General features: G+C 65.1%; 18 protein-coding genes. 15 read left to right on the top strand and 3 right to left on the bottom strand.

The window, feature by feature from the left end; all coding sequences use genetic code 11:
* Positions 1 to 108 precede the first annotated feature (108 nt).
* The 5 genes from ACOOHB_RS18445 (at position 109) to ACOOHB_RS18465 (ending at position 3,602) form a co-directional block, all read left to right on the top strand.
* The gene (locus tag ACOOHB_RS18445) at positions 109 to 1,296 is read left to right on the top strand and encodes a phytanoyl-CoA dioxygenase family protein (RefSeq protein ID WP_420446252.1); all 1,188 of its coding nucleotides are present in this window, start codon (positions 109 to 111) and stop codon (positions 1,294 to 1,296) included.
* A 211-nt stretch (positions 1,297 to 1,507) separates the two neighbouring features.
* Complete coding sequence (locus ACOOHB_RS18450) at positions 1,508 to 1,855, top strand: hypothetical protein (RefSeq protein WP_420446253.1); 348 nt, start codon at positions 1,508 to 1,510, stop codon at positions 1,853 to 1,855.
* Positions 1,856 to 1,894: 39 nt separating this feature from the next.
* Positions 1,895 to 2,287, top strand: coding sequence for a hypothetical protein (locus tag ACOOHB_RS18455; RefSeq protein ID WP_420446254.1), 393 nt, complete (start codon positions 1,895 to 1,897; stop codon positions 2,285 to 2,287).
* A gap of 634 nt (positions 2,288 to 2,921) precedes the next feature.
* Entirely contained in the window at positions 2,922 to 3,164 is a 243-nt protein-coding gene (locus tag ACOOHB_RS18460) for a hypothetical protein (protein WP_420446255.1), read from the top strand.
* A gap of 9 nt (positions 3,165 to 3,173) precedes the next feature.
* Positions 3,174 to 3,602: a hypothetical protein gene (locus ACOOHB_RS18465; RefSeq protein ID WP_420446256.1), complete on the top strand. Its 429-nt coding sequence runs from the start codon at positions 3,174 to 3,176 to the stop codon at positions 3,600 to 3,602.
* Between the two features lie 65 nt (positions 3,603 to 3,667).
* Here ACOOHB_RS18465 and ACOOHB_RS18470 read toward each other — a convergent pair whose 3' ends face one another.
* Entirely contained in the window at positions 3,668 to 4,564 is an 897-nt protein-coding gene (locus ACOOHB_RS18470; RefSeq protein WP_420446257.1) for a LysR family transcriptional regulator, read from the bottom strand.
* Positions 4,565 to 4,647: 83 nt separating this feature from the next.
* Between ACOOHB_RS18470 and ACOOHB_RS18475 the strand changes: the two genes are divergently transcribed.
* The 10 genes from ACOOHB_RS18475 to ACOOHB_RS18520 all read left to right on the top strand — a co-directional run bounded on the left by ACOOHB_RS18475 (position 4,648) and on the right by ACOOHB_RS18520 (position 16,441).
* Entirely contained in the window at positions 4,648 to 5,958 is a 1,311-nt protein-coding gene (locus ACOOHB_RS18475; RefSeq protein WP_420446258.1) for an FAD-dependent oxidoreductase, read from the top strand.
* A 70-nt stretch (positions 5,959 to 6,028) separates the two neighbouring features.
* Entirely contained in the window at positions 6,029 to 6,301 is a 273-nt protein-coding gene (locus tag ACOOHB_RS18480) for a sarcosine oxidase subunit delta (RefSeq protein ID WP_419551853.1), read from the top strand.
* Complete coding sequence (locus tag ACOOHB_RS18485; protein ID WP_420446259.1) at positions 6,298 to 9,162, top strand: 2Fe-2S iron-sulfur cluster-binding protein; 2,865 nt, start codon at positions 6,298 to 6,300, stop codon at positions 9,160 to 9,162. The genes ACOOHB_RS18480 and ACOOHB_RS18485 overlap by 4 nt, the downstream gene beginning before the upstream one ends.
* A complete protein-coding gene (locus ACOOHB_RS18490) occupies positions 9,155 to 9,766 on the top strand; it encodes a hypothetical protein (protein ID WP_420446260.1) in 612 nt (203 codons plus the stop codon). The genes ACOOHB_RS18485 and ACOOHB_RS18490 overlap by 8 nt, the downstream gene beginning before the upstream one ends.
* A gap of 207 nt (positions 9,767 to 9,973) precedes the next feature.
* On the top strand, positions 9,974 to 11,374 hold the full coding sequence (locus ACOOHB_RS18495; protein ID WP_420446261.1) for a glutamine synthetase family protein: 1,401 nt from the start codon (positions 9,974 to 9,976) through the stop codon (positions 11,372 to 11,374).
* Between the two features lie 86 nt (positions 11,375 to 11,460).
* Positions 11,461 to 12,390 carry a glutamine amidotransferase gene (locus ACOOHB_RS18500; protein WP_420446262.1) on the top strand — a complete coding sequence of 310 codons (930 nt, stop codon included), beginning with the start codon at positions 11,461 to 11,463 and terminating at the stop codon, positions 12,388 to 12,390.
* Positions 12,378 to 13,172: a GXGXG motif-containing protein gene (locus ACOOHB_RS18505; protein WP_420446263.1), complete on the top strand. Its 795-nt coding sequence runs from the start codon at positions 12,378 to 12,380 to the stop codon at positions 13,170 to 13,172. The genes ACOOHB_RS18500 and ACOOHB_RS18505 overlap by 13 nt, the downstream gene beginning before the upstream one ends.
* A gap of 11 nt (positions 13,173 to 13,183) precedes the next feature.
* Positions 13,184 to 14,587, top strand: a complete 1,404-nt coding sequence (locus ACOOHB_RS18510) for an FMN-binding glutamate synthase family protein (RefSeq protein WP_420446264.1) — start codon at positions 13,184 to 13,186, stop codon at positions 14,585 to 14,587.
* 1 nt (position 14,588) lies between these two features.
* Positions 14,589 to 15,059: a hypothetical protein gene (locus ACOOHB_RS18515; protein ID WP_420446265.1), complete on the top strand. Its 471-nt coding sequence runs from the start codon at positions 14,589 to 14,591 to the stop codon at positions 15,057 to 15,059.
* Between the two features lie 50 nt (positions 15,060 to 15,109).
* Positions 15,110 to 16,441: an NAD(P)/FAD-dependent oxidoreductase gene (locus ACOOHB_RS18520; RefSeq protein WP_420446266.1), complete on the top strand. Its 1,332-nt coding sequence runs from the start codon at positions 15,110 to 15,112 to the stop codon at positions 16,439 to 16,441.
* A 32-nt stretch (positions 16,442 to 16,473) separates the two neighbouring features.
* Here ACOOHB_RS18520 and ACOOHB_RS18525 read toward each other — a convergent pair whose 3' ends face one another.
* Positions 16,474 to 17,685: an NAD(P)/FAD-dependent oxidoreductase gene (locus ACOOHB_RS18525; protein ID WP_420446267.1), complete on the bottom strand. Its 1,212-nt coding sequence runs from the start codon at positions 17,683 to 17,685 to the stop codon at positions 16,474 to 16,476.
* A gap of 54 nt (positions 17,686 to 17,739) precedes the next feature.
* A complete protein-coding gene (locus ACOOHB_RS18530; protein WP_420446268.1) occupies positions 17,740 to 19,083 on the bottom strand; it encodes a flavin-containing monooxygenase in 1,344 nt (447 codons plus the stop codon).
* Between the last annotated feature and the right edge of the window lie 19 nt (positions 19,084 to 19,102).

Genomic DNA, 19,102 nt, shown 5'->3' on the forward strand with positions numbered 1-19,102 from the left:
ACCGGCCGATGCCGCCACGGCTACCATTCGTCGAGCGGGCGATTTCCGGTATCGAGAATGCGCGCTCAGCCGGAAGGCCCATTCGGGGATTGCCGCAGGGGGCATGCGATGACTGACGTTGCGGATCCAGTTCGGGCGGCCGATGCGCCGACGAGGGCGCAGCATCTCGCGGACATGGCGGAGTACCTGGCGGACGGTGAAGATCGTGCCCGCCGGATCGGCAACAAGGGGCCGGTGCGCTACGGACCTGACGGCAAGCTGCACCCCGACATCGCAGACGCGTACTGGCAACACGGCTTCTACATCTTCGAAGGCGTCGTGGATGCCGACGAGATCGACGAGTTGCGAGCTGATGTCGCCGACGTCATCGAGCGGGCACCGGTGCACAAGGGTGCCGCGCTCGACAAGGGTGGCCGGCCGGCGTTCGGGCGTGACTTCGCCGTCGAGCCCTACACCCACGTCAAGCCGCTGTCGGATCCGTGGGGCGGCACTGACGCCTTGGCCGGTCGTCATCAGGTGCAGATGGACCAACCCGCCCCCGATGCGGACGCCCCGCCCAATGTCGTCTTCCTGATCTTTGGCATGTGCCAGTCGATGCCGTCTGCGCTGCGGCTCTACGGGCATCCTGAACTGATGTCGATCGCAGAGAGCATCAACGGCGGTGACTTCGTGCCCTACAACGACGCCATCTTCGTCAAAGAGCCTGGGCTGGGCGGCTCGGTGGCGTGGCATCAAGACGGCGTCACCCACTGGGACAACCCGAATTGGGACATGGGTATCCACGGTTTCAACTTCCAGGTGCAGCTGTACAAGACCACGGCAGCGAACGCGCTCTGGGTCGTGCCGGGCACGCACAAGGTCGGCCGCATCGACCTGCGCCAGAAGGTGGCCCGCAACGGCGGCAGCGTGATGCTGCCCGATGCCATTCCGCTGCTGTGCCAGCCTGGCGACGCGACGGTCGTGAACCGGCACATGGTGCACGGCTCGTACGCCAACACATCAGCCGAGCCGAGGATCTCGGTGACGTTCGGATTCCACAGGCGTTCGTCGGTGGTCGGAGTGGCAGGTCAGCTGCGGGTGAGTGCGCGTGACGCGACCATCGTCTACGACGAAGAGCGAGTCTTCAAGCGCTCGTCGGTGATCGCGGTGGCAATTGACGCCCGGGCCCAGCATCGCCCCGACGAGCGGCGCTACACCTACGCCCCCTTCGTCGGCCTCGAGGACGACTTCCGCTACAGCAACGAGACCTTCGATCGCGTCATCCGCGACTACAACCTCAACGACCTCGCCATCTGAGCCGCCGATCCGCTCGAGCGCCAAGATCGAAGAAGCCGAGCGAGCGGGCCGCGAGCCTTGATCGTCGAGAGACGACGCGGTCCGAACGATCCGTGGGCAACGTGATCGGGAGCAGCAATACTCTTGCGTCGGCGCCGTCGAGGCTCCAGACGGCGGCCTTCCGGATCTCGGCCCAGCGAACAATCCTGATGAACGCCGACAAGTTCGCAGCATGACAGAAGAATTGACACCTCGACTCGAGTACCTCGGCAAGCAGTTGCCAGCGACCCTACGAACGGCGTGGGTGAACCTCGGCCAGCACCAACGCGACGTGTTCGTCGAGGATTACGCGAGACGTCGCCGCAGCACCGTGGCCATGGTCGTCCTGGCGGTGCTGTTCCCGATCCAGTTTTTCTTTCTGCGCAAGGCCGGACTTGGTATCGCGTACTTGCTCACGGGCGGATTCTTCGTAATCGGTTGGATTGTGTTCTGGTTCGTCACGCCCTCAATGGTTCACGAGTACAACCGCGAAATTGCGAGCCAGATAGTTCGAGATATTCGCTACGCCGAAGGCACCTGAGGCACCTGACTTGTGCCCATAGGTGGCCGATACATCAGAGTGAGCGCTCTGACGGCCTCAGCGCTGCTCGGCGTGGCCTGCTCAGGTGCCACTACAGCTCCAGTCACGTTGCCGCCGACCACCACGAGATCGCCTCCGAGCGCCGCTTGCGTGGAAGCTCGCATCACCGCAGCCGAAGCCGATCAGGCATTGAGGGAGGCGAGAGCAGCGGCATACGCCGCCGAGGATCATTTTGGCGACCTGTTCGATGACGCCATTCAGCGTCTCTATGACGCCCGGCCGGATATGACTCCCAAGGACAGAACAAGCGCAGCCCTCGAGCGACCAGCAGTCGCCGCCGCCCACGACGACCAAGAGAAACTTCAGGCGCAGTACCGCGATGCGCAAGAGGCATCCGACCGCAGCCGTGCGGCTGTCCGCGACAGCTGCTGAGGCACCCGCAAGCACCAAGAGGTAGGCCGCGACAAGAACCAATTGATGCGGCGACGGCCAACCCCTGCACTGAGTTGGAACGCCACGTTCAAGCGGGTCCGGCAGTCGGGAAACTGGCCACGGTGGCCGCTGCCGCGTCGCTCGCGTACGCCGCAGCTGTCGTCGTTTCGGGTGGTTGGCTTAGCCTCGCATGCGCGTGGTTCGCCTGGCCCGTTATGACATCGACCAATCTTGTCGCCTTGGCCATTGCCGCAGCGGCAGCGTTGCTGGCGACCCAATCATTCGAACGCACCACTGGCGGTTGGCGAGTCCTCAGCGGCGCGGTAGTCGTCGTCTCGCTCATTCTGTGCTTGCTCTACTTGACCGTCTTGATCATTGGCGCGGTCTTGTGGCTGCTCGGGCACTCCGACGACGACTCGGATCGCGATTCTAGGATTCGGAGAAACTCCGACAAACGTCGAGGACGCAAGCGACGGCTCAGGCCGTGACACGCGAGCCCAAATCCGTATTGAAGTTGGTGACAGTGAGTCAGCGTTCACGACCTGGGGCCGTCGGCGAGATGCTGTTCGGCCGCGGACCGACGTTCGTTCTCTGCTCAGTACGATGGGTTCGCAGCTTCAACCGAGGAGATGTGATGCCTGATTCGCAGGCACGCGACAACTATGAGGCGTACGAAGCGAAGTACCGAGCCGTCCTCGAACGCGAGCATCTCGGGCGCTTCGCGCTGATGCACAACCGCGAAGTCGTCAAGATCTACAACGACGAAGGCGACGCTTACTCGATTGGCTGCGAAAAATTTGGCGTCGGGAAATTCTCACTGCAGGAAATCGGCGCGAAGCCCGTGCATCTCGGCATCATGACTGCAGCGCTGAACTGAGTTCAGCGCGTGCCCACATTCGAAGTCGAGATCGATAACCACCAAGTCCTCATGGTGGTGAAGGTCGCAGTACCAGAGTCTGACGAAGAAGCCATGCCGTTCACGGCGCTAGTGGACACCGGTGCCCAGAAGACACTGATCTCGCAGAACGTGATCGACGGACTTGGTGCCGTGAGCAGCGGCATCAGCCACATCATGCCTGCCAGTGGCGAACCGATACAGGTCGACCTGTTCGTTCTTAACATCGCCGTACCAGTGAGCACTCCGGCCAAGAGCCATGATGGCAGTGACCTCATCTACGAGCACCTCAGCGGCCGGCAGATCACCGCAGCGCGCCTTCCCTATGTCCCGCACAACTATGACGTCCTGTTGGGCATGGACATGCTCTCGCTCTTTCACATCACGATGTTCGGCGGTCGATTCGTGATGAGTAACTAGCGAGTCTCAACGACCTCGCCATCTGAGCGAGCCCGCCATTAGCCCAGGGTGCCTCGGTGGAGCGCTCAGGCCGGAGGTTGTGGGTCGTAGAGCTCGGCCACGACTTCGAGAGCGTGGGACACCAAGGGCAGGGGTTCGCCTGCCCCCCTGAGCAGTAACAGAGGCACCGAGGCAACTGAGTCCTCTAGCGGCACGTATTGCAAGCCAGGCGGCCGGAACGTCTGCACCCCCGCCGGCACGATGGCCACTCCCTCGCCCGCAGCGACAAATCCGAGAACGGTCGTGTACTCCGTCGCCTCGATCACGGGGTCATAGTTGACGCCTTCAGCGGCAAGCATCCCCGCCAGCACGGCGTGGAGGCTGGGCGAAACGCTGCGGTCGAAACCGATGATCGGCTCGCCAGCGAGGTCGCGCAGACATGCCGAACTCGATTCAGTCAGACGATGGGACGCGCCGGCAGCCAACAGCAGCCGCTCATGCATCACGAGCGTCGCCTCCACGTGAGTGGAATCGGCGGCTGCCCGGCTGATACCCAAGTCGATGCGTCCGGCGCGCAGGGCTTGGGCCTGCTCATCGGAGCTCAAGGTGTGCAGTTCGAAATCGACGCGGGGGCGTCGCCGCCGGTACTCAGCAAGCACACGTGGCATGACCTCATAGGCGGCTGAGTCGACGAATCCCACTCGAAGCGTGCCGGTCTGGCCGCCTCGGCGCTGTTCCATGAGGCGTTCCACGCCGTCGGCAGCAGCCAGCAGGCGCACGGCCTCGGGATAGAGGAACTTCCCCGCATCGGTGAGGGTCACCCGCCGGGTGCTGCGGTCGAAGAGCGCTGTGTCGAGCTCATGCTCGAGCAGCCGGATCTGCTGGCTCAGCGGCGGCTGGGACATCAGCAGCCGGTCGGCGGCACGACCGAAGTGCAGTTCTTCCGCCACGGTCGTGAAGTAGCGGAGGCGCCGCAAGTTCATTTCGCAATTATATGCGTTGAGTCTGAATCAATCGCCTTTTGATACTTTGCCTCACCGAGAGAGCTGTTTACGCTCGTACGGTGATGACGGGAATCGCCCGCCGGATCCGGCGTCGGCCACCTAGGTACTCGGCGGCGGCGTTGGCCTGGAAGGGCCTCCGCGGCACGAGCTGGCCACGCGTCTGGCGTGACACCGAACTGAAGCGTTCCTACGACGCGGTGGTGATCGGCGGCGGTGTGCACGGCTTGGCCACCGCCTACTACCTGGCCCGCAACCACGGCATCAAGAACGTCGCCGTGCTCGAGAAGGCCTACCTCGGCAGCGGTGGCTCGGGCCGCAACACCGCCATCATTCGCTCCAACTACCTCACGCCCGCCGGCGTGGCGTTCTATGACCGGTCGGTCCAGCTCTACAGCTCGATGGCCGTTGACCTGAACATCAATGTGATGTTCAGCCAGCGGGGCCACTTGACCCTGGCTCACTCCGACAGCTCCCTGCGCACCATGCATTGGCGGGCCGAGGTCAACAAGCTGCAGGGCGTCAACTCCAGCGTCATCGGTCCTGACGAGATCAAGAAAGAGGCTCCGAGCCTGGACACGTCCGATCACCCTCGCTACCCGATCCTGGGGGCGCTCTACCACCCGCCCGGCGGCGTGGTGCGCCACGACGCAGTGGTGTGGGGCTACGCCCGGGCCGCCGACCACATGGGCGTCGAGATGCATCAGAAAACCGAGGTCACCGACATCATCTGCACTGGCGGTGAAGGTCCCGACGGCAAGGGCGCCGGAGGCCGCGTGACTGGCGTCCGCACCAACCGAGGCGATATCTCCACCCCGGTCGTGGTCAACTGCACCGCTGGTTGGGCATCACTCATCTCCGCCATGGCCGGTATTCGGCTGCCCATCACCACCCATCCCCTGCAGGCCGCGGTCACCGAACCGGTGAAGATGTTCCTGCCCACCGTGGTGGTGTCGGGGTCGCTGCATGTGTATGTGAGCCAGACCGACCGGGGCGAGCTCGTGTTCGGTGCTGCGGTCGACCCGATCGCCACCTACTCGGTGCGCGGCTCGCTCGAGTTCACCGAGGGACTGGCAGGCCATGTGCTCGAGCTCATGCCCGGCATCTCGCGCATGCGCGTGCTGCGCCAGTGGTCGGGGCTGTGCGATATGACGCCTGACTACTCGCCGGTGATGGGCTTCACGCCCGTGGACGGCTTCCTGGTGGACGTCGGCTGGGGCACCTACGGATTCAAGGCGGCCCCGGTGTCGGGTGAGCAGATGGCCGAGGCGGTGGCTACCGGCAAGACACCCAAACTGATCGAGGCCTTCGCCCTTAGCCGCTTCGACAGCGGCGAGCTAGTGGGCGAAAAGGGCGCAGCGGCGGTGGGTCACTGATGCATCGAGCAATTGACCCCAGTGCCGTGAATGTGACCGCCGCCGCCATTGCGATTGTGGTGGGTCACTGATGCTGCTCGTGCCTTGCCCTCACTGCGGCCCGCGCAACTCGGCCGATCTCCGATACGGAGGCGAGTCACACGCTCGCCCCGACCCCAACACGGCGTCCCCTTCGCAGTGGCGGAGCTACCTGTACCTGCGCGACAACCCGGCCGGGTGGCTGCGCGAGACCTGGTATTGCGCGTCGGGTTGCCGCCGATGGTTCACGATCGAGCGCAACACCGCAACCAATGAGTTCCGCGATCCGCCCCTGCCGGGTGACAAGCGAGGCGGTGCGGCATGACGATGAGCCGGCAGGGCGTCCAGCCCACCGAGGTGATCGACCGGGCCACCAAGCTGCGCTTCAGCTGGAACGGCAAGCGGTTCAGCGGGTTCGAAGGCGACACGATCGCCTCGGCGCTGGCCGCATCGGGCGTAGGAGTCTTCTCGCGGTCGATGAAGTACCACCGTCCCCGGGGGATCCTCACGGCCGACTACTGGGATCCCAATCTGATGGTCCAGGTAGGCGACGATCCGAACGTCAGGGCAGGCCATCGCTTGCTGGAAGCCGGCATGGACGTCCGCTCGCAGAATGCGTGGCCGTCGCTGAACCGTGACCTGAAGGCGGCGAATGGCCTCCTCGGACGCTTCCTGTCGGCCGGCTTCTATTACAAGACGTTCATGCGCCCGCAGTGGCTCTGGCCCACTTACGAGCGTGTGCTTGCCACATTCGCGCCGGGCGGCAAGATCGACATCGACACCCCTCACGGCTACCACGACAAGCGCTACACCCATCCCGATGTGGTGGTGGCCGGCGCCGGGCCAGCCGGCATCGAAGCAGCTCTGTCTGCGAGCGAGGCCGGCGCCGGGGTGCTGCTCGTCGAGCACGAGCATGCGGTGGGCGGCCATCTCCGCTATTCGAGTGACGCCGCCGACCGAGCTGCGCTGGCTGAGCTGCGAGCGGCGCTCGAAGCGTCCGACATCGAAGTGCTCACCGACTCGACGGTCACTGGTCGCTATGAGGACAACTGGCTCGGCATCTGCCAGCGCAGCCACCCGATCGCGGTAGAACGGCTCATCAAGGCCCGGGCCAAGACCCTGGTCGTGGCTCCCGGACTCATCGAGCGGCCCTACGTCTTCGAGGGCAACGACCGGCCCGGTGTCATCACGTCGGGAGCGGCCCGGCGCCTCGTCAACCTGTGGGGAGTCAAGCCGGGCGAGCGGGCGGTGGTGTTCACCGCCAACGCCGACGGCGATGCGGCTGCCGCCGACCTGGAACGTGCCGGGGTGGAGATCGCAAGCGTGATCGACGGCCGCGAGAGTCGCCGAGTCAGCGCAACTCAGGGGTCTTCCCGGGCGGTCGATGCAGTCATCGCCGACGCAGGGCTTGCCAGCAATGGGCGGATCGATGCCGACCTGCTGGTCGTGGCTGCGGGCTGGACCGCCCCGACCTCACTGCTCAACATGGCGGGCGACCGTCCCGTCTACGACGCAGCCGCAGCTCGGTTCTTTCCGTCCGACGCACCGAGCAACGTCCTGGCAACCGGGGGCCTCGCCGGCGACGGAAGTCTTGACCAACTTCGTTCCCATGGCGCCGCTACGGGCCGCCTCGCCGCTGCCCGCGCCGCGGCCGTGCGCCATCGCCTGCAGGCCCGAACGACCAGAGCGCTCCAGGTCGCAGGCGATGAGCCCGCCTGGGCGCCCGACGAACGGGTAGCGCTGGGCCGTGACGCCCATCCCGAGCTGTATCGCTCCGACACCCACGGCATGGTCGACTACTCCGAGGACGTCAGCTCCAAGGATCTCGTCGCCGCCACCAAGGAGGGCTACGACTCGGTCGAGCTGGCCAAGCGATTCACGACGGCCACGATGGGACCCTCGCAAGGCAAGCTGGAGACGGTCAACACCGTCGCAGCGATCGCCGAGGCGCGGGGCGAGACGATCGCCGAGGTCGGCACCACGGTGTGGCGACCCCCCTATGCACCCCTCACGCTCGGTGCGCTGGCCGGCCGAGTCTTCGAGCCGGTTCGTGTCTCGTCCATCCATCCGTGGCATGAAGCCAACGGCGTAACCACCATCCAGGCCGGCCAGTGGATCCGCCCGGACCACTACGGCGACCCGGCCGCCGAAGTGCGCAATGTCCGTGAGAACGTCGGGCTCATCGATGTCACACCGCTGGGCAAGCTCGACTTGCGCGGCCCCGACGTCCCGAAGCTGCTCAGCCTGCTGTATGTCAACAAGTGGATGAAGCTGGACGTGGGCCGGGTTCGCTACGGAATGATGTGCGCTGAAGACGGGGTAGTGCTCGACGACGGTGTCACCGGCCGCCTTGGCCCCGACCATTACGTGATGTCCACCACCAGCTCGGGCGCGGGCGGCGTGTGGGAATGGGTGGAGAATTGGCTCCAGACCGAACGGCCCGACTGGCAGGTCCATGTGACCCCGGTGACCACCGCCTACGCCAGCATCAACGTGGCCGGCCCCAGGTCGCGCGAGCTGATGAGCCGCGTCACTGAGGGAGTGGACCTGTCGCCCGAGGCCTTCGGGTATATGACTGTTCGTTCGGCCACAGTCGTCGGCGTGTCGGGCTGCTTCATGTGGCGCATCGGCTTCACCGGCGAGCTGTCGTTCGAGCTGCACGTGCCCGCTGGCCACGGCCTAGGGGTGTGGCAGGCCCTGATGGACGCGGGCCAAGACCTGGGCGTGGGGCCCTTCGGTCTGGAAGGTCAGCGCATCATGCGTCTCGAGAAGGGCCACTTCATCGTGGGCCAAGACACCGACGGGCTGACCCTGGGTCCCAGCACCGGCTTGGGCGCCCTCATCAAGCTCGACAAAGACGACTTCGCCGGCAAGCCCGAGCTGGCCTGGGCGGCCGACCGGCAGCTGCCACAGGTCGTGGCCATCCAGCCGGACGACCCCCGCATCGTTCCAGACGAGGCAAGCCAGATTGTGCGCGGCGAGACCAACGAGATCCTGGGCCGGATCACCTCGTCGCGGTTCTCACCCACGCTCGATCGGTCGATCTGCCTGGGGCAGGTCGAACCCGATCTGGCCGCCGGCGGCACCAAGCTGACGGTGCTGCTCACCTCCGGGGAACGCATCAGCGCCACCGTGATCGACCATCACGCACATTTCGACCCGGCCGGGGAGCGTCTCCGTGGCTGACGCCCGATCACTTGAGGTCTCGGCGGTTGAGAAGCCGGAGTACGAGAGCCCGGTGGTGCGGAGCTATCCGGCAGCGGAAGCAGGCGATCTGACGCTGTCCGACGCCAGTGCCACAACCAAGTGGCTGGTGCGCGCCAGCGCGCAGGGTCCGACAGCCGACCTTCTCGGCGCAAGGTTCGGATCGTCGCAGGTCGCGGCTGGCGGCGCACTCGTGCTGGGATCCCGGCCCGGCGAGTGGATCGTGCTGGGGACACCCGAAGAGGTATCCGCGGCGGTCGCCGAGCTTGACGGGCTCGACTCCCAAGAATTCATGTCGGCACTGGATTGGACACACGGGCGGGCAATGTTCCGTGTGACCGGCCGCGAGTCCGCGCGGATGCTGGAAAAAGTCTGCAGTCTGGACTGGGCCGATCCGATGATGCCCGACGGCGCCGTTGCGTCGGCTTCAGTGGCCAAGGTCACCTGTGACATCGCCCGCAACGACGCCTACGCCGCGCCCTCCTACCTGATTTTCTGCGATCGGTCGTTCGGCCAGTACCTCTTCGACGCCCTGATTGACGCCGGTGACGAATTCGGCGTCTCCGTCGTCGCTGCCGCGACATAAGGCGGCCACGGGGCATTCCGATCCGCGAAGGCCGCTGTTCTCGCGCGCCTCTACTGAGAGGAAAGGGCCGCTACTCAGATTAGATATCGACGGGCGATCCGTGCTATGGTCCTGTGATGCCCGGGGCACTCGCTGGCGAGGATTCTGGGGCGTTTCTGAGGCGTTACGGTTCGTTTGAACTCAGTAACCAGCCAGACAGGGGAAGCAATGGCTACCGATCTTGAGATGTTCGTCGGCGCAGACGGACGAGAAGAGCAGATTGCCGAAGTCGAGGCCCGCATCGAAGCGGATGGCATCAGGTACCTGTACTGCCAGTTCGTCTCGGTGACCGGCCGGATCATGGGCAAGGGGATTCCCGCCAAGCACTTCGGGATGATCGCCCGCAAGGGCTTTCAGCTCGTCTACGGCTCCACCGCGAACCTCTTCATCGACCGCCACGGCAACTACATCGGCTACGGCCCCGAGGCCCGCGAGCTCGTCGGCATCGGCGAGCCCGAGTCGTTCATGCGGTTGCCGTGGGATCCCAAGACTGCCCGAGTGTGGTGCACGCTGTTTCGGGGCCGCGAGGAAGAGGTGGACGGCGGTGCCTTCCTGACCTCCGACTGCCGCGGCAACCTGAAGCGGCTCCACGCGCAGTTCGAGGCCAAGCACGATCTGCACCTGCGAGCCGGCTGCGAGCCCGAGATGATGTGGCTCAAGACCGACGCCGACGGCAAGCCGACCGTCGAGGGCATAACCAAGCCGAACTGCTACCACATCGACCAATTCGCGGAGCTGCAGCCGATCATCCACAAGGTGATCGAGTACTGCGAGGCCATGGGACTCGAAATGATCCAGGGCGATCACGAGGACGCCCCCGGCCAGCTCGAGTTGAACTTCCAATTCGACCGGGCCGAGCTCACCGCCGACCGGCTCACCACCTATCGCCAGGTGTGCAAGCAGGTCGGCCGCGAGATGGGCGCGTTCCCCTGCTTCATGCCCAAGCCGTTCATGGGTGTGTCGGCCAATGGCTGCCACCACAACATCTCGCTGTGGGATGCCGAGGGCAACAACAAATTCATGCCCGAAGGCGACAACCCTCAGCTGCCCGGTCCCATCGGCATGAAGGCCATCGGCGGCATCCTCGAGCACGTCCGAGGTCTCACCTGCCTCAGCGCGCCGACGGTCAACTCCTACCGGAGGCTGTGGGACACCGGCTTTTGGGCGCCCGTCTTCGCAGACTGGGGCTTCCAGAACCGCACGACCGCCCTGCGGATCAGCGCGCCGGGTCGCTTCGAGTACCGAACGGCCGACAGCTCGGTCAACCCGCACCTGTCCTTCGCGGGGCTCTTGATGGCCATGGACGACGGCCTCGACCGCAGCCTCGACCCGGGTCCGCCCGAGGAGCGCAACATCTATGAGGCCGTGGAGTCGGGCAAGGACGTGCAAAAGATCCCGCTCAACCTCGGCGAGGCCCTCGCGGCGTTCGACGCAGACGAGGTCATCAAGGCGGCCCTGCCTGGCGAGATGTACAGGGTGTTCATGCACTACAAGACCGACGAGTGGGAACGGTTCCTGCACACGGTTTCTGACTGGGACGTCGAAGAGTACTTGGACGTTCTGCCCTGATCCTGCCGCACTGATCCCAACAATGCCGACGCCTGCGGGGCCGGCCCACGACACACACCACACACACTCACCAAGGGGGTAGCACCATGTGCGGTATAGCCGGAGTGATCCACCGCGACGGACGCGCCGACATCGGAGCGGAGCTCACCGCCATGCTCCAATCCATGAAGCACCGGGGGCCGGATTCCACTGGCTACGCGGTATACGGGCCAGCCGACGACCTCGTCGTCATCCGGTTCGTGCTGGCCGAGCCCAACAAGAGCGCCGGCTTCGGCATGGCCGAACGCCTCGAACGCAACCGGGCCGAGGTGGAGAGTCGTTTGGCCAAGATCGGCGCCGAGGTGGCCGCGGTCACCGGCGAGACCGGTTACGCGTTCCGGGCCACCATCCGCTACGGCGGCGACCTCAAGGCGCTGGCCGACTACCTCGAGGACGTGCCCGGCTGCGAGGTGTTGTCGTTGGGCAGCTCCCTGGAGATCATCAAGGATCTCGGCGATGCCGCAACGGTGAGCGATCAGTACAACCTGGGGTCGTTCCGTGGCACCCACGGCATCGGTCATGTGCGCATGGCCACCGAATCCCAAGTGGACCTGGCCAGTGCCCACCCTTACTGGGCCTACCCGTTCGCGGACGTGGCCGTGGTGCATAACGGCCAGCTCACCAACTACCACCAGTGGCGCCGGCGTCTCGAACAACATGGCCACCGATTCCAGAGCAAGTGCGACTCCGAGATCATCGCCGTCTACCTCGCTGAGTACATGTCGAGGGGCCTGTCGCTGGAAACGTCGATGAAGCACAGCCTCGATGAGCTCGACGGCGTGTTCACCTACGTGTGCGTCACCGGCAACCAGATGGGAATCGCCAAGGACGAAATGGCTGCCAAGCCGCTGGTGCTGTTCGAGTCCGAGCCGCTGGTGGCGGTGGCCACCGAGGAAGTGGCCATCCGAGCATTGGTGAAACGCGAGGTGGAAACCCGCGATCCCTACGAGAGAGAGGTGCTGGTATGGCAGGTGTAGGTTCCCGCAGCGGGATCGCCTATGACGCCCGTGGGCTCGTGGAGCCCCATGCGGAGATGCCCGACAACGTCGAACTCGACGGTGCCAGGGCCCGTTTCGACGCAGCTGATCTGACCATCCGCCAGATCAACATGGTGCTGCGCAAACTCATCTACGACGACGGCATCACCGATGTGACGGTGCTCAATCCCGCCTCGAAGCACTCGTTAGCGGTGGGGATACTGAAGCGCTGCCGGATTCACTTCGAGGGAAGCCCCGGCTGGTTTGCCTGCGGGCTCATCGACGGCCCTGAAGTGACGATCAACGGCCGCGTGGGCTGGTCTGTGGCCGAGAACATGATGTCGGGCGTCGTCACGATCGAGCGCGGCGCCGGTTCGCTGACCGGTGCAGCCATCCGAGGCGGCGACCTCATCGTGAAAGGCGATGTCGGTGCCCGTACCGGTATTGATCAGAAGGGCGGCACGATCATCGTGCTCGGCAATGTCGGCATCAACACCGGGTTCATGATGCAGCGGGGACGCCAGATCATCTGCGGCAACGCGGGTCAGAACCTGGGTGACTCGATGTACGACGGCGCCCTCTATGTGGGCGGCAAGGTGGCGTCGCTGGGCGTGGACTGCGTGCCCGGAGAGTGGGACGACGCCGACACCGAGTTCATCGAGCGCAAGTTCCGCATCCATGGGCTCGGCGATCCGCCCGAATTCCAGAAATTCGTCTGCGGCAAGATGCTGCACAACTACGACTTGCTCGAGCCTTCCGAGCGCAAGCTCGTCATCCACTAGGGGAAAGAGACATGGCCGATACGAACGAGGTCAACGTGAGCACCGACGTGCTCGGCAAGAGTCGGATCTTCACCCGCGAGGTCATCAACGACATCCACGTGAAGGCCGAGCTCGGCCGCTACCGGATGCGGGGGTTCTCGATCTTCAAGAAGATCCCCCACTGGGACGAGCTGGTGTTCCTGCCCGGAACCCTCACTCGATTCGTGATCGAGGGCTACCGCGAGAAGTGCGACACCTCCACGGTCATCGGCTCTCGTTTCGCCGCTAAGCCGCTCGAGCTCGAAATCCCGGTGTACATCACGGGCATGAGCTTCGGTGCGCTGTCGCTGGAGGCCAAGATGGCTCTGGCCAAGGGCGCGTCGATGGCTGGCACCGCCACCTGCTCGGGCGAGGGCGGAATGATCCCGCCAGAGCGCGACCTGTCCACCAAGTGGTACTACCAAGTCATCCAGAGCCGTTACGGCTTCAACCCCCACCACCTGATGCTGGCCGACGCGGTGGAGTTCTTCATCGGCCAAGGTTGCAAGGTCGGACTGGGCGGCCACCTGATGGGTCAGAAGGTCACCGAGCAGGTTGCTGAGATGCGGTCGCTGCCGGCGGGCATCGACCAGCGGTCGCCGGCCCGCCACCCTGACTGGCTCGGCCCCGACGATCTGTCGCTGAAGATCCAAGAGATTCGCGAAGCCACTGACTATCAGGTCCCCATTCAGCTCAAGCTGGGATCTGCCCGGGTGTACGACGACGTGCGCATGGCGGCCAAGTGCGGCCCCGACGTCATCTACCTCGATGGGGCCGAGGGCGGCACCGGTGCGGGACCGCATCTGGCCACTGAGGAGACCGGCATCCCGCTGATGGCGGCCATCCCTGAGGCCCGGCGGGCGCTTGAGGATGTGGGCCTCGCCGACGACATCGACCTCGTCGTGGCGGGTGGCATCCGCAACGGCGGCGACGTGGCCAAGTGCCTGGCCTTGGGTGCAGATGCCATCGCGTTGGGCACGGCTGCGTTGATGGCGCTCAACTGCAACAAGGAGATCCCTGGCGTCACCGACTACGAGGGCACGATCGGCGTGCCCGCGGGCGAGTGTTACCACTGCCACACGGGTCGGTGTCCCGTCGGCGTGGCCACCCAGGACGTCGAGCTGCGCAAGCGCTTGGACGTCGATGAGGCCGCTCTTCGGGTCTACAACTTCCTCCTCACCCTCACCATGGAAGTGCAGATGCTGGCCCGGGCTTGCGGCAAGACCGATGTCCATTCTCTGGAGCCCGAGGACCTGGCCGCGCTCACCTACGAGGCGGCCGCCATGGCCAAGGTGCCGCTCGCGGGCACCGACTACATCCCGGGTGTCAGCGAGGAGCGGAACATGCAAGAGATCCGCGACCTCTTCGACCGCTACGTGATCGACAAGGGAGTGTGACATGTCGCAGACCACGAACGCAGCATCTGCTCACACAGGCGAGAGCTCACGCGAGACCCGCACCGTCGCCATCGACGCCGAAGTCCTGGCGGGGAAGCGGTTCGCCTACCAAGAAGACATGTCGCTGGTCACCGACATCGATCTTCTAGCGGTTACCCCAGGGCCCGACATCAACTGGCTCGAGGACATCACACTTCTCGAAGAGGACGGGGTGCCGGCGGTGTTCGACCGCTACTCGAACTCGTTCCTGAAGATCTACTTCGACATCCCGCCCGGCCGCGAGGACGAGATCGCCCGCAAGGTGCTCATGAAGCACCTCACCGAGGGCAACAGCTACGGCATCACCCTCAAGGACATCCACTGCAAGTTCCCGCAGGTGGAGCTGGGGCCGTGGGTCGAAGAATCGCGGATCGTCGGCACCGACTGGCGCAAGCCGGTGCTGGAGGGCTGGACAGCCCCCGGCGGCCACTGAGCCGTCGCACAGAAGCCACTCAAAGCAACTGAACCGAGGAGGCTGCGGTTATGACACTGCCGACCAGGGCCCGCTTTGTCATCATCGGCGGAGGCATTCATGGCCTGTCGACAGCTTGGAACCTTGCCCGCGATCTGAGATCGTCGGGACGGGGATCGGGCGACGACATCGTCGTCATCGACAAGACCGGCGTAGGTGCGGGCGCCTCGGGCATCGCCTGTGGCGTGATTCGCAACAACTACTTCCAGCCCGCCATGCGTGAGCTCATGGCTCACTCGGTGGACGTCTGGGACAGCGATCCCGAGGCGTTCTCGTATCACCCCGTGGGCTACATGCAGATCAGCCATGAGGCGATGCGCGACGACGTGGCGTCGATCCACGCGCAGCAAGAGGCCATCGGCTACTCGTCGACGTTTGTTGAAGGTGCCGAGGCCTCGGCCAGCTACATGCGTGGGATCTTCGATGACTGGCAGGCGCAGGGCATTACCAGCGTCCTGCATGAGCACCGGGGCGGGTATGCCAACAACATGGCCTCGCTCAAGGGGCTGCTCGGCAAGGTCGAAGCCGAAGGCGTCGGCGTGGTCGGCGGCGTGACCGTGACCGGTTTCGACCAGGACAACTCTGGGGCGGTCACCGCAGTCCTCACCGATCAGGGACCCGTGGCGTGCGATCACGTGGTGGTGGCGGTGGGGCCGTGGGTACAGAAGATCTGGGCGATGCTCGACCTGCCGACGACAACCGACGTGCTCGCCAGCGACGGCCAGCTGCACAGCCGTCCGACGTGGACCTACATGTGCCTGCAGGAAGGCACGCTCACAGTCGACCCCGGCTACCTCACCGACAACGAGGGCAACATGCCGCCGGTAGTGCACGTCGACACCGATGCGCCGCTGTACGACGACGACGGGCTCGTGACTGAGGGGCCGTGGGGCGTCTACTACAAGCCGGACTTCAACTTCGGCGGCGTCCAGGGCGGCTATATGCCCTACGTCGTGGATAAGCCGTCTGCCGATGTGGCCGTCGACCCCTACGGACCCGACTCGCCCGACTTCGTTGTGGGGGGCGACTTCTATCGCACCTGGACTGCGGCGTTAGCTCACTGCCACAAGCGCTTCGAGGGCAAGACCCACCTCATCAGCGACGAGCCTTCAGGGGGGATCGGCAGCTTCTCGCCCGACAACTTCCCCGTGTTCGACACCTTCTGCGACAACGCCTACTTCATTGCCGACTCCAATCACGGCTACAAGATGATCGGCGTGGGTGCGCTGGTGGCCAAGGAGCTGCTCGGAGAGCCCCAAGCACTGCTGGAGCCGTTCCGCTATTCGCGTTACGCCGAGGGCCGGCTCCACCCGGTGAGCAACTCGCCGTACCCCTGGAGCTAGCCAGTCCTAGGGTTGGCCAGTCCTGGGGCCGGCTAGGCGCGGGCGCTGGGCCCGTAGGACAGGTGCATGAGGTCGCCCTCGGCGAAGCGCGAGGGGCGCAGTGCCCGGGTGTCGATGGCGGGCGCGTCGCCGACCTGGTCGGTACCGAGCACATGGGCAGCCACGATCTCCCCGAGGGCCGGCGACAGCTTGAGCCCATGCCCTGAGAGGCCGACGGCCAGGTAGAGGCCATCGACTGGGCCGATCTCGCTGGCCCAGCCCAAGATGGGGTGATAGTCGGGTGAGACGTCGTAGGCGCCGCTGGTGGTCGAGACCGTGGCGGCGAAGCTCATCTCGGGCAGACGCTCGGTCATGGCCGCCCTGAGGCGCACGGCGTGCTCCTGGTGGTCCGCGGGCGGTGCGTCGGCGAGCGGATCGGTGACCACTGGCATCTGCGGCGGGTAGGCCACGGCCACGACATGGCGCCCCATGTCGGGGCGGATGACCAGGTTGGAGTTGCCGTCGGTGATGCAGGTTCCCAGCGCGGGCGCCCCAGGGCCCTGCGAGAGGACCGCCATGTCGAGCCGTCGCCGCTCGACAGGCACCTCCACGCCCAGCGGATCGAGAAGGTCGCGCGCCCAGGCGCCAGTGGCGGCGATGACGATGGGAGCCCGGATCTCCCCGGCAGACGTCGCCACGCCCGTCACGGCGTTGCCAGACATCAGGATCTGGTCCACGGCGACCGGCGCCAGCACTGCAGCCCCCGCTGCGGTTGCAGCCGTGAGCCAGCTCAACACCATCTTCGTGACGTCGATGAAGCCGCCGTCAGGTTCGTAGGCGCCACCCGCGAGGCCGTCCGCGTTCACCAGGGGCTCGATCTCAGTGATCTCGCGGCCCACGACGAAGCGTGTATCGACGCCGAGGCCGCGGCCAAGGTCGATGTTGTACTGCAGTCCGTCCAGCTGATCCTCGGTCACCAACAGCATGTAGCCGAGCCGCGCATAGCCGGGGTCGCCGTAGCCCACCTCGGAGTCCCAGTTGCCGATGCAGTGGAACCCTCGCTGGGCGATACGCACCATCAGCTCATTTGAGTAGTGCTGGCGGATCTGGCCGAACGTCCGGCCCGAGATGCCCCCGACGGGCGCCCGAGCATCGACGATGGCCACTCGCAAGTCCGAGTGCCGGGCGAGCTGGTAGCCGATGCTGGCACCGATCACCCCGGCGCCGATCACCACCGCATCGACTTCGGTTGGGATCGCCCTCACAGCTCTGCCTCTCAACGCAATTTCTGGACGCGGCCCTCTGGCGTGCCCCGTGAATCAGCCCGAGTCGGCCAGATAGGACTCGAGCGAGTCGTCGAGAGCATCCTCCCAGGACGTGTGGTGTATCGGCGCCATCGTGCCCGTTATCGGCGAGGTATGGCCGTGGTCGCGGTAGCCAAGGATCGACTGTTTCTTGTGTTTCTTCCAGTCCTTGAACATCTTGTTGATGAGCGGTGTGTTCGGGTCGGGACAGTCGGTCTGGTCCAGCAGGTCCTGTGTGTAATCGCCTTGGAAGTCAATGGCGGCGTAGTCGTCGGGCACCTCGTCTTCCGCGGCCTGGAAGTCGTCAATCCAGCGGGCCTGCTTGTCGGCGTCGGGCAGCTCGATGCGGCCCAGGATGACGTCACGGGCGTACCAGGTCTGGGCGTCGAACATGTTGAACGTGTACCACTGGTCCTGCATCCCCAGGTACAGCATCCGGTTCTCGGGCTGGAACACCACACCCCGGTAGAGCATTGACGAAGCGAGCCGGTTGGCGGTCTTCAGCCGCAGGTCGTCGTCTATGAACGGGAAGTGGTGGAGGTAGCCCGTGCAAGAGACGATGGCGTCAACCTCGGAGCTGGTGCCGTCGGTGAAGTGCACCGTGCGGCCGTCCACGTGGGTGAGGATCGGTTTCTCGGTGATGCCCTCGGGCCAGTCGAAGCCCATCGGCCCGCTGCGCGACGAGCAGATGACCGACTGCGCCCCGTACTTCCACAGTTGTGATGCAACGTCCTCGGCCGAGTAGCTCGACCCGATGACGAGCACGACGCGGCCTTCGAACTGCACGGCGTCGCGGAAGTCGTGGGCGTGCAGCAGTGTGCCCCCGAACGTCTCATACCCGGGGTAGTGGGGCATGTTGGGCGTGGAGAAGTGCCCGGTGGACACCACGACCCAGTCGAAGTCCTCGCTGGTGGTGACGTCAGCGGTGTGGTCGTACGTCGTCACCGTGAAGCCATCACCGGTCGACGACCGGCTCACGCGCCGCACTGATTGGTTGAACCGGATCTTGTCGCGGATGCCGCTGCGGTTGGCGCGGCCGATGATGTAGTCGTAGAGGACCTCGCGGGGCGGGAACGACGCAACCGGCTTGCCGAAGTGCTCCTCGAAGCCGTAGTCGCCGAATTCCAGGCACTCCTTGGGGCCGTTGGACCACAGATACCGGTACATGCTCCCGTGGCACGGCTCGCCGTGTTCATCGAGTCCCGTGCGCCAGGTGTAGTTCCACAGTCCGCCCCAGTCGTCCTGCTTCTCGAAGCAGACGAGCTCGATGTCCGAGGCCTCTGCTGAGCTGTCACTGGCGAACGCGTGCAGCTGCGAAAGTCCGCATGGCCCCGCGCCGATGATGGCTACCCGTGTCATGTCTGAGTCCCCCCTGTGG

It is taken from the genome of Candidatus Poriferisodalis sp. (assembly GCF_965215815.1).
In the GTDB taxonomy this organism is placed as follows: domain Bacteria; phylum Actinomycetota; class Acidimicrobiia; order Acidimicrobiales; family Poriferisodalaceae; genus Poriferisodalis.

Excerpts from the sequence above, each read along its gene's own strand:
- ACOOHB_RS18470 (WP_420446257.1), bottom strand. The coding sequence starts at position 4,564 with ATGAACTTGCGGCGCCTCCGCTACTTCACGACCGTGGCGGAAGAACTG.
- ACOOHB_RS18445 (WP_420446252.1), top strand. The coding sequence starts at position 109 with ATGACTGACGTTGCGGATCCAGTTCGGGCGGCCGATGCGCCGACGAGG.
- ACOOHB_RS18530 (WP_420446268.1), bottom strand. The coding sequence starts at position 19,083 with ATGACACGGGTAGCCATCATCGGCGCGGGGCCATGCGGACTTTCGCAG.
- ACOOHB_RS18515 (WP_420446265.1), top strand. The coding sequence starts at position 14,589 with ATGTCGCAGACCACGAACGCAGCATCTGCTCACACAGGCGAGAGCTCA.
- ACOOHB_RS18480 (WP_419551853.1), top strand. The coding sequence starts at position 6,029 with ATGCTGCTCGTGCCTTGCCCTCACTGCGGCCCGCGCAACTCGGCCGAT.
- ACOOHB_RS18520 (WP_420446266.1), top strand. The coding sequence starts at position 15,110 with ATGACACTGCCGACCAGGGCCCGCTTTGTCATCATCGGCGGAGGCATT.
- ACOOHB_RS18460 (WP_420446255.1), top strand. The coding sequence starts at position 2,922 with ATGCCTGATTCGCAGGCACGCGACAACTATGAGGCGTACGAAGCGAAG.
- ACOOHB_RS18475 (WP_420446258.1), top strand. The coding sequence starts at position 4,648 with ATGACGGGAATCGCCCGCCGGATCCGGCGTCGGCCACCTAGGTACTCG.
- ACOOHB_RS18510 (WP_420446264.1), top strand. The coding sequence starts at position 13,184 with ATGGCCGATACGAACGAGGTCAACGTGAGCACCGACGTGCTCGGCAAG.
- ACOOHB_RS18500 (WP_420446262.1), top strand. The coding sequence starts at position 11,461 with ATGTGCGGTATAGCCGGAGTGATCCACCGCGACGGACGCGCCGACATC.
- ACOOHB_RS18505 (WP_420446263.1), top strand. The coding sequence starts at position 12,378 with ATGGCAGGTGTAGGTTCCCGCAGCGGGATCGCCTATGACGCCCGTGGG.
- ACOOHB_RS18485 (WP_420446259.1), top strand. The coding sequence starts at position 6,298 with ATGACGATGAGCCGGCAGGGCGTCCAGCCCACCGAGGTGATCGACCGG.
- ACOOHB_RS18450 (WP_420446253.1), top strand. The coding sequence starts at position 1,508 with ATGACAGAAGAATTGACACCTCGACTCGAGTACCTCGGCAAGCAGTTG.
- ACOOHB_RS18495 (WP_420446261.1), top strand. The coding sequence starts at position 9,974 with ATGGCTACCGATCTTGAGATGTTCGTCGGCGCAGACGGACGAGAAGAG.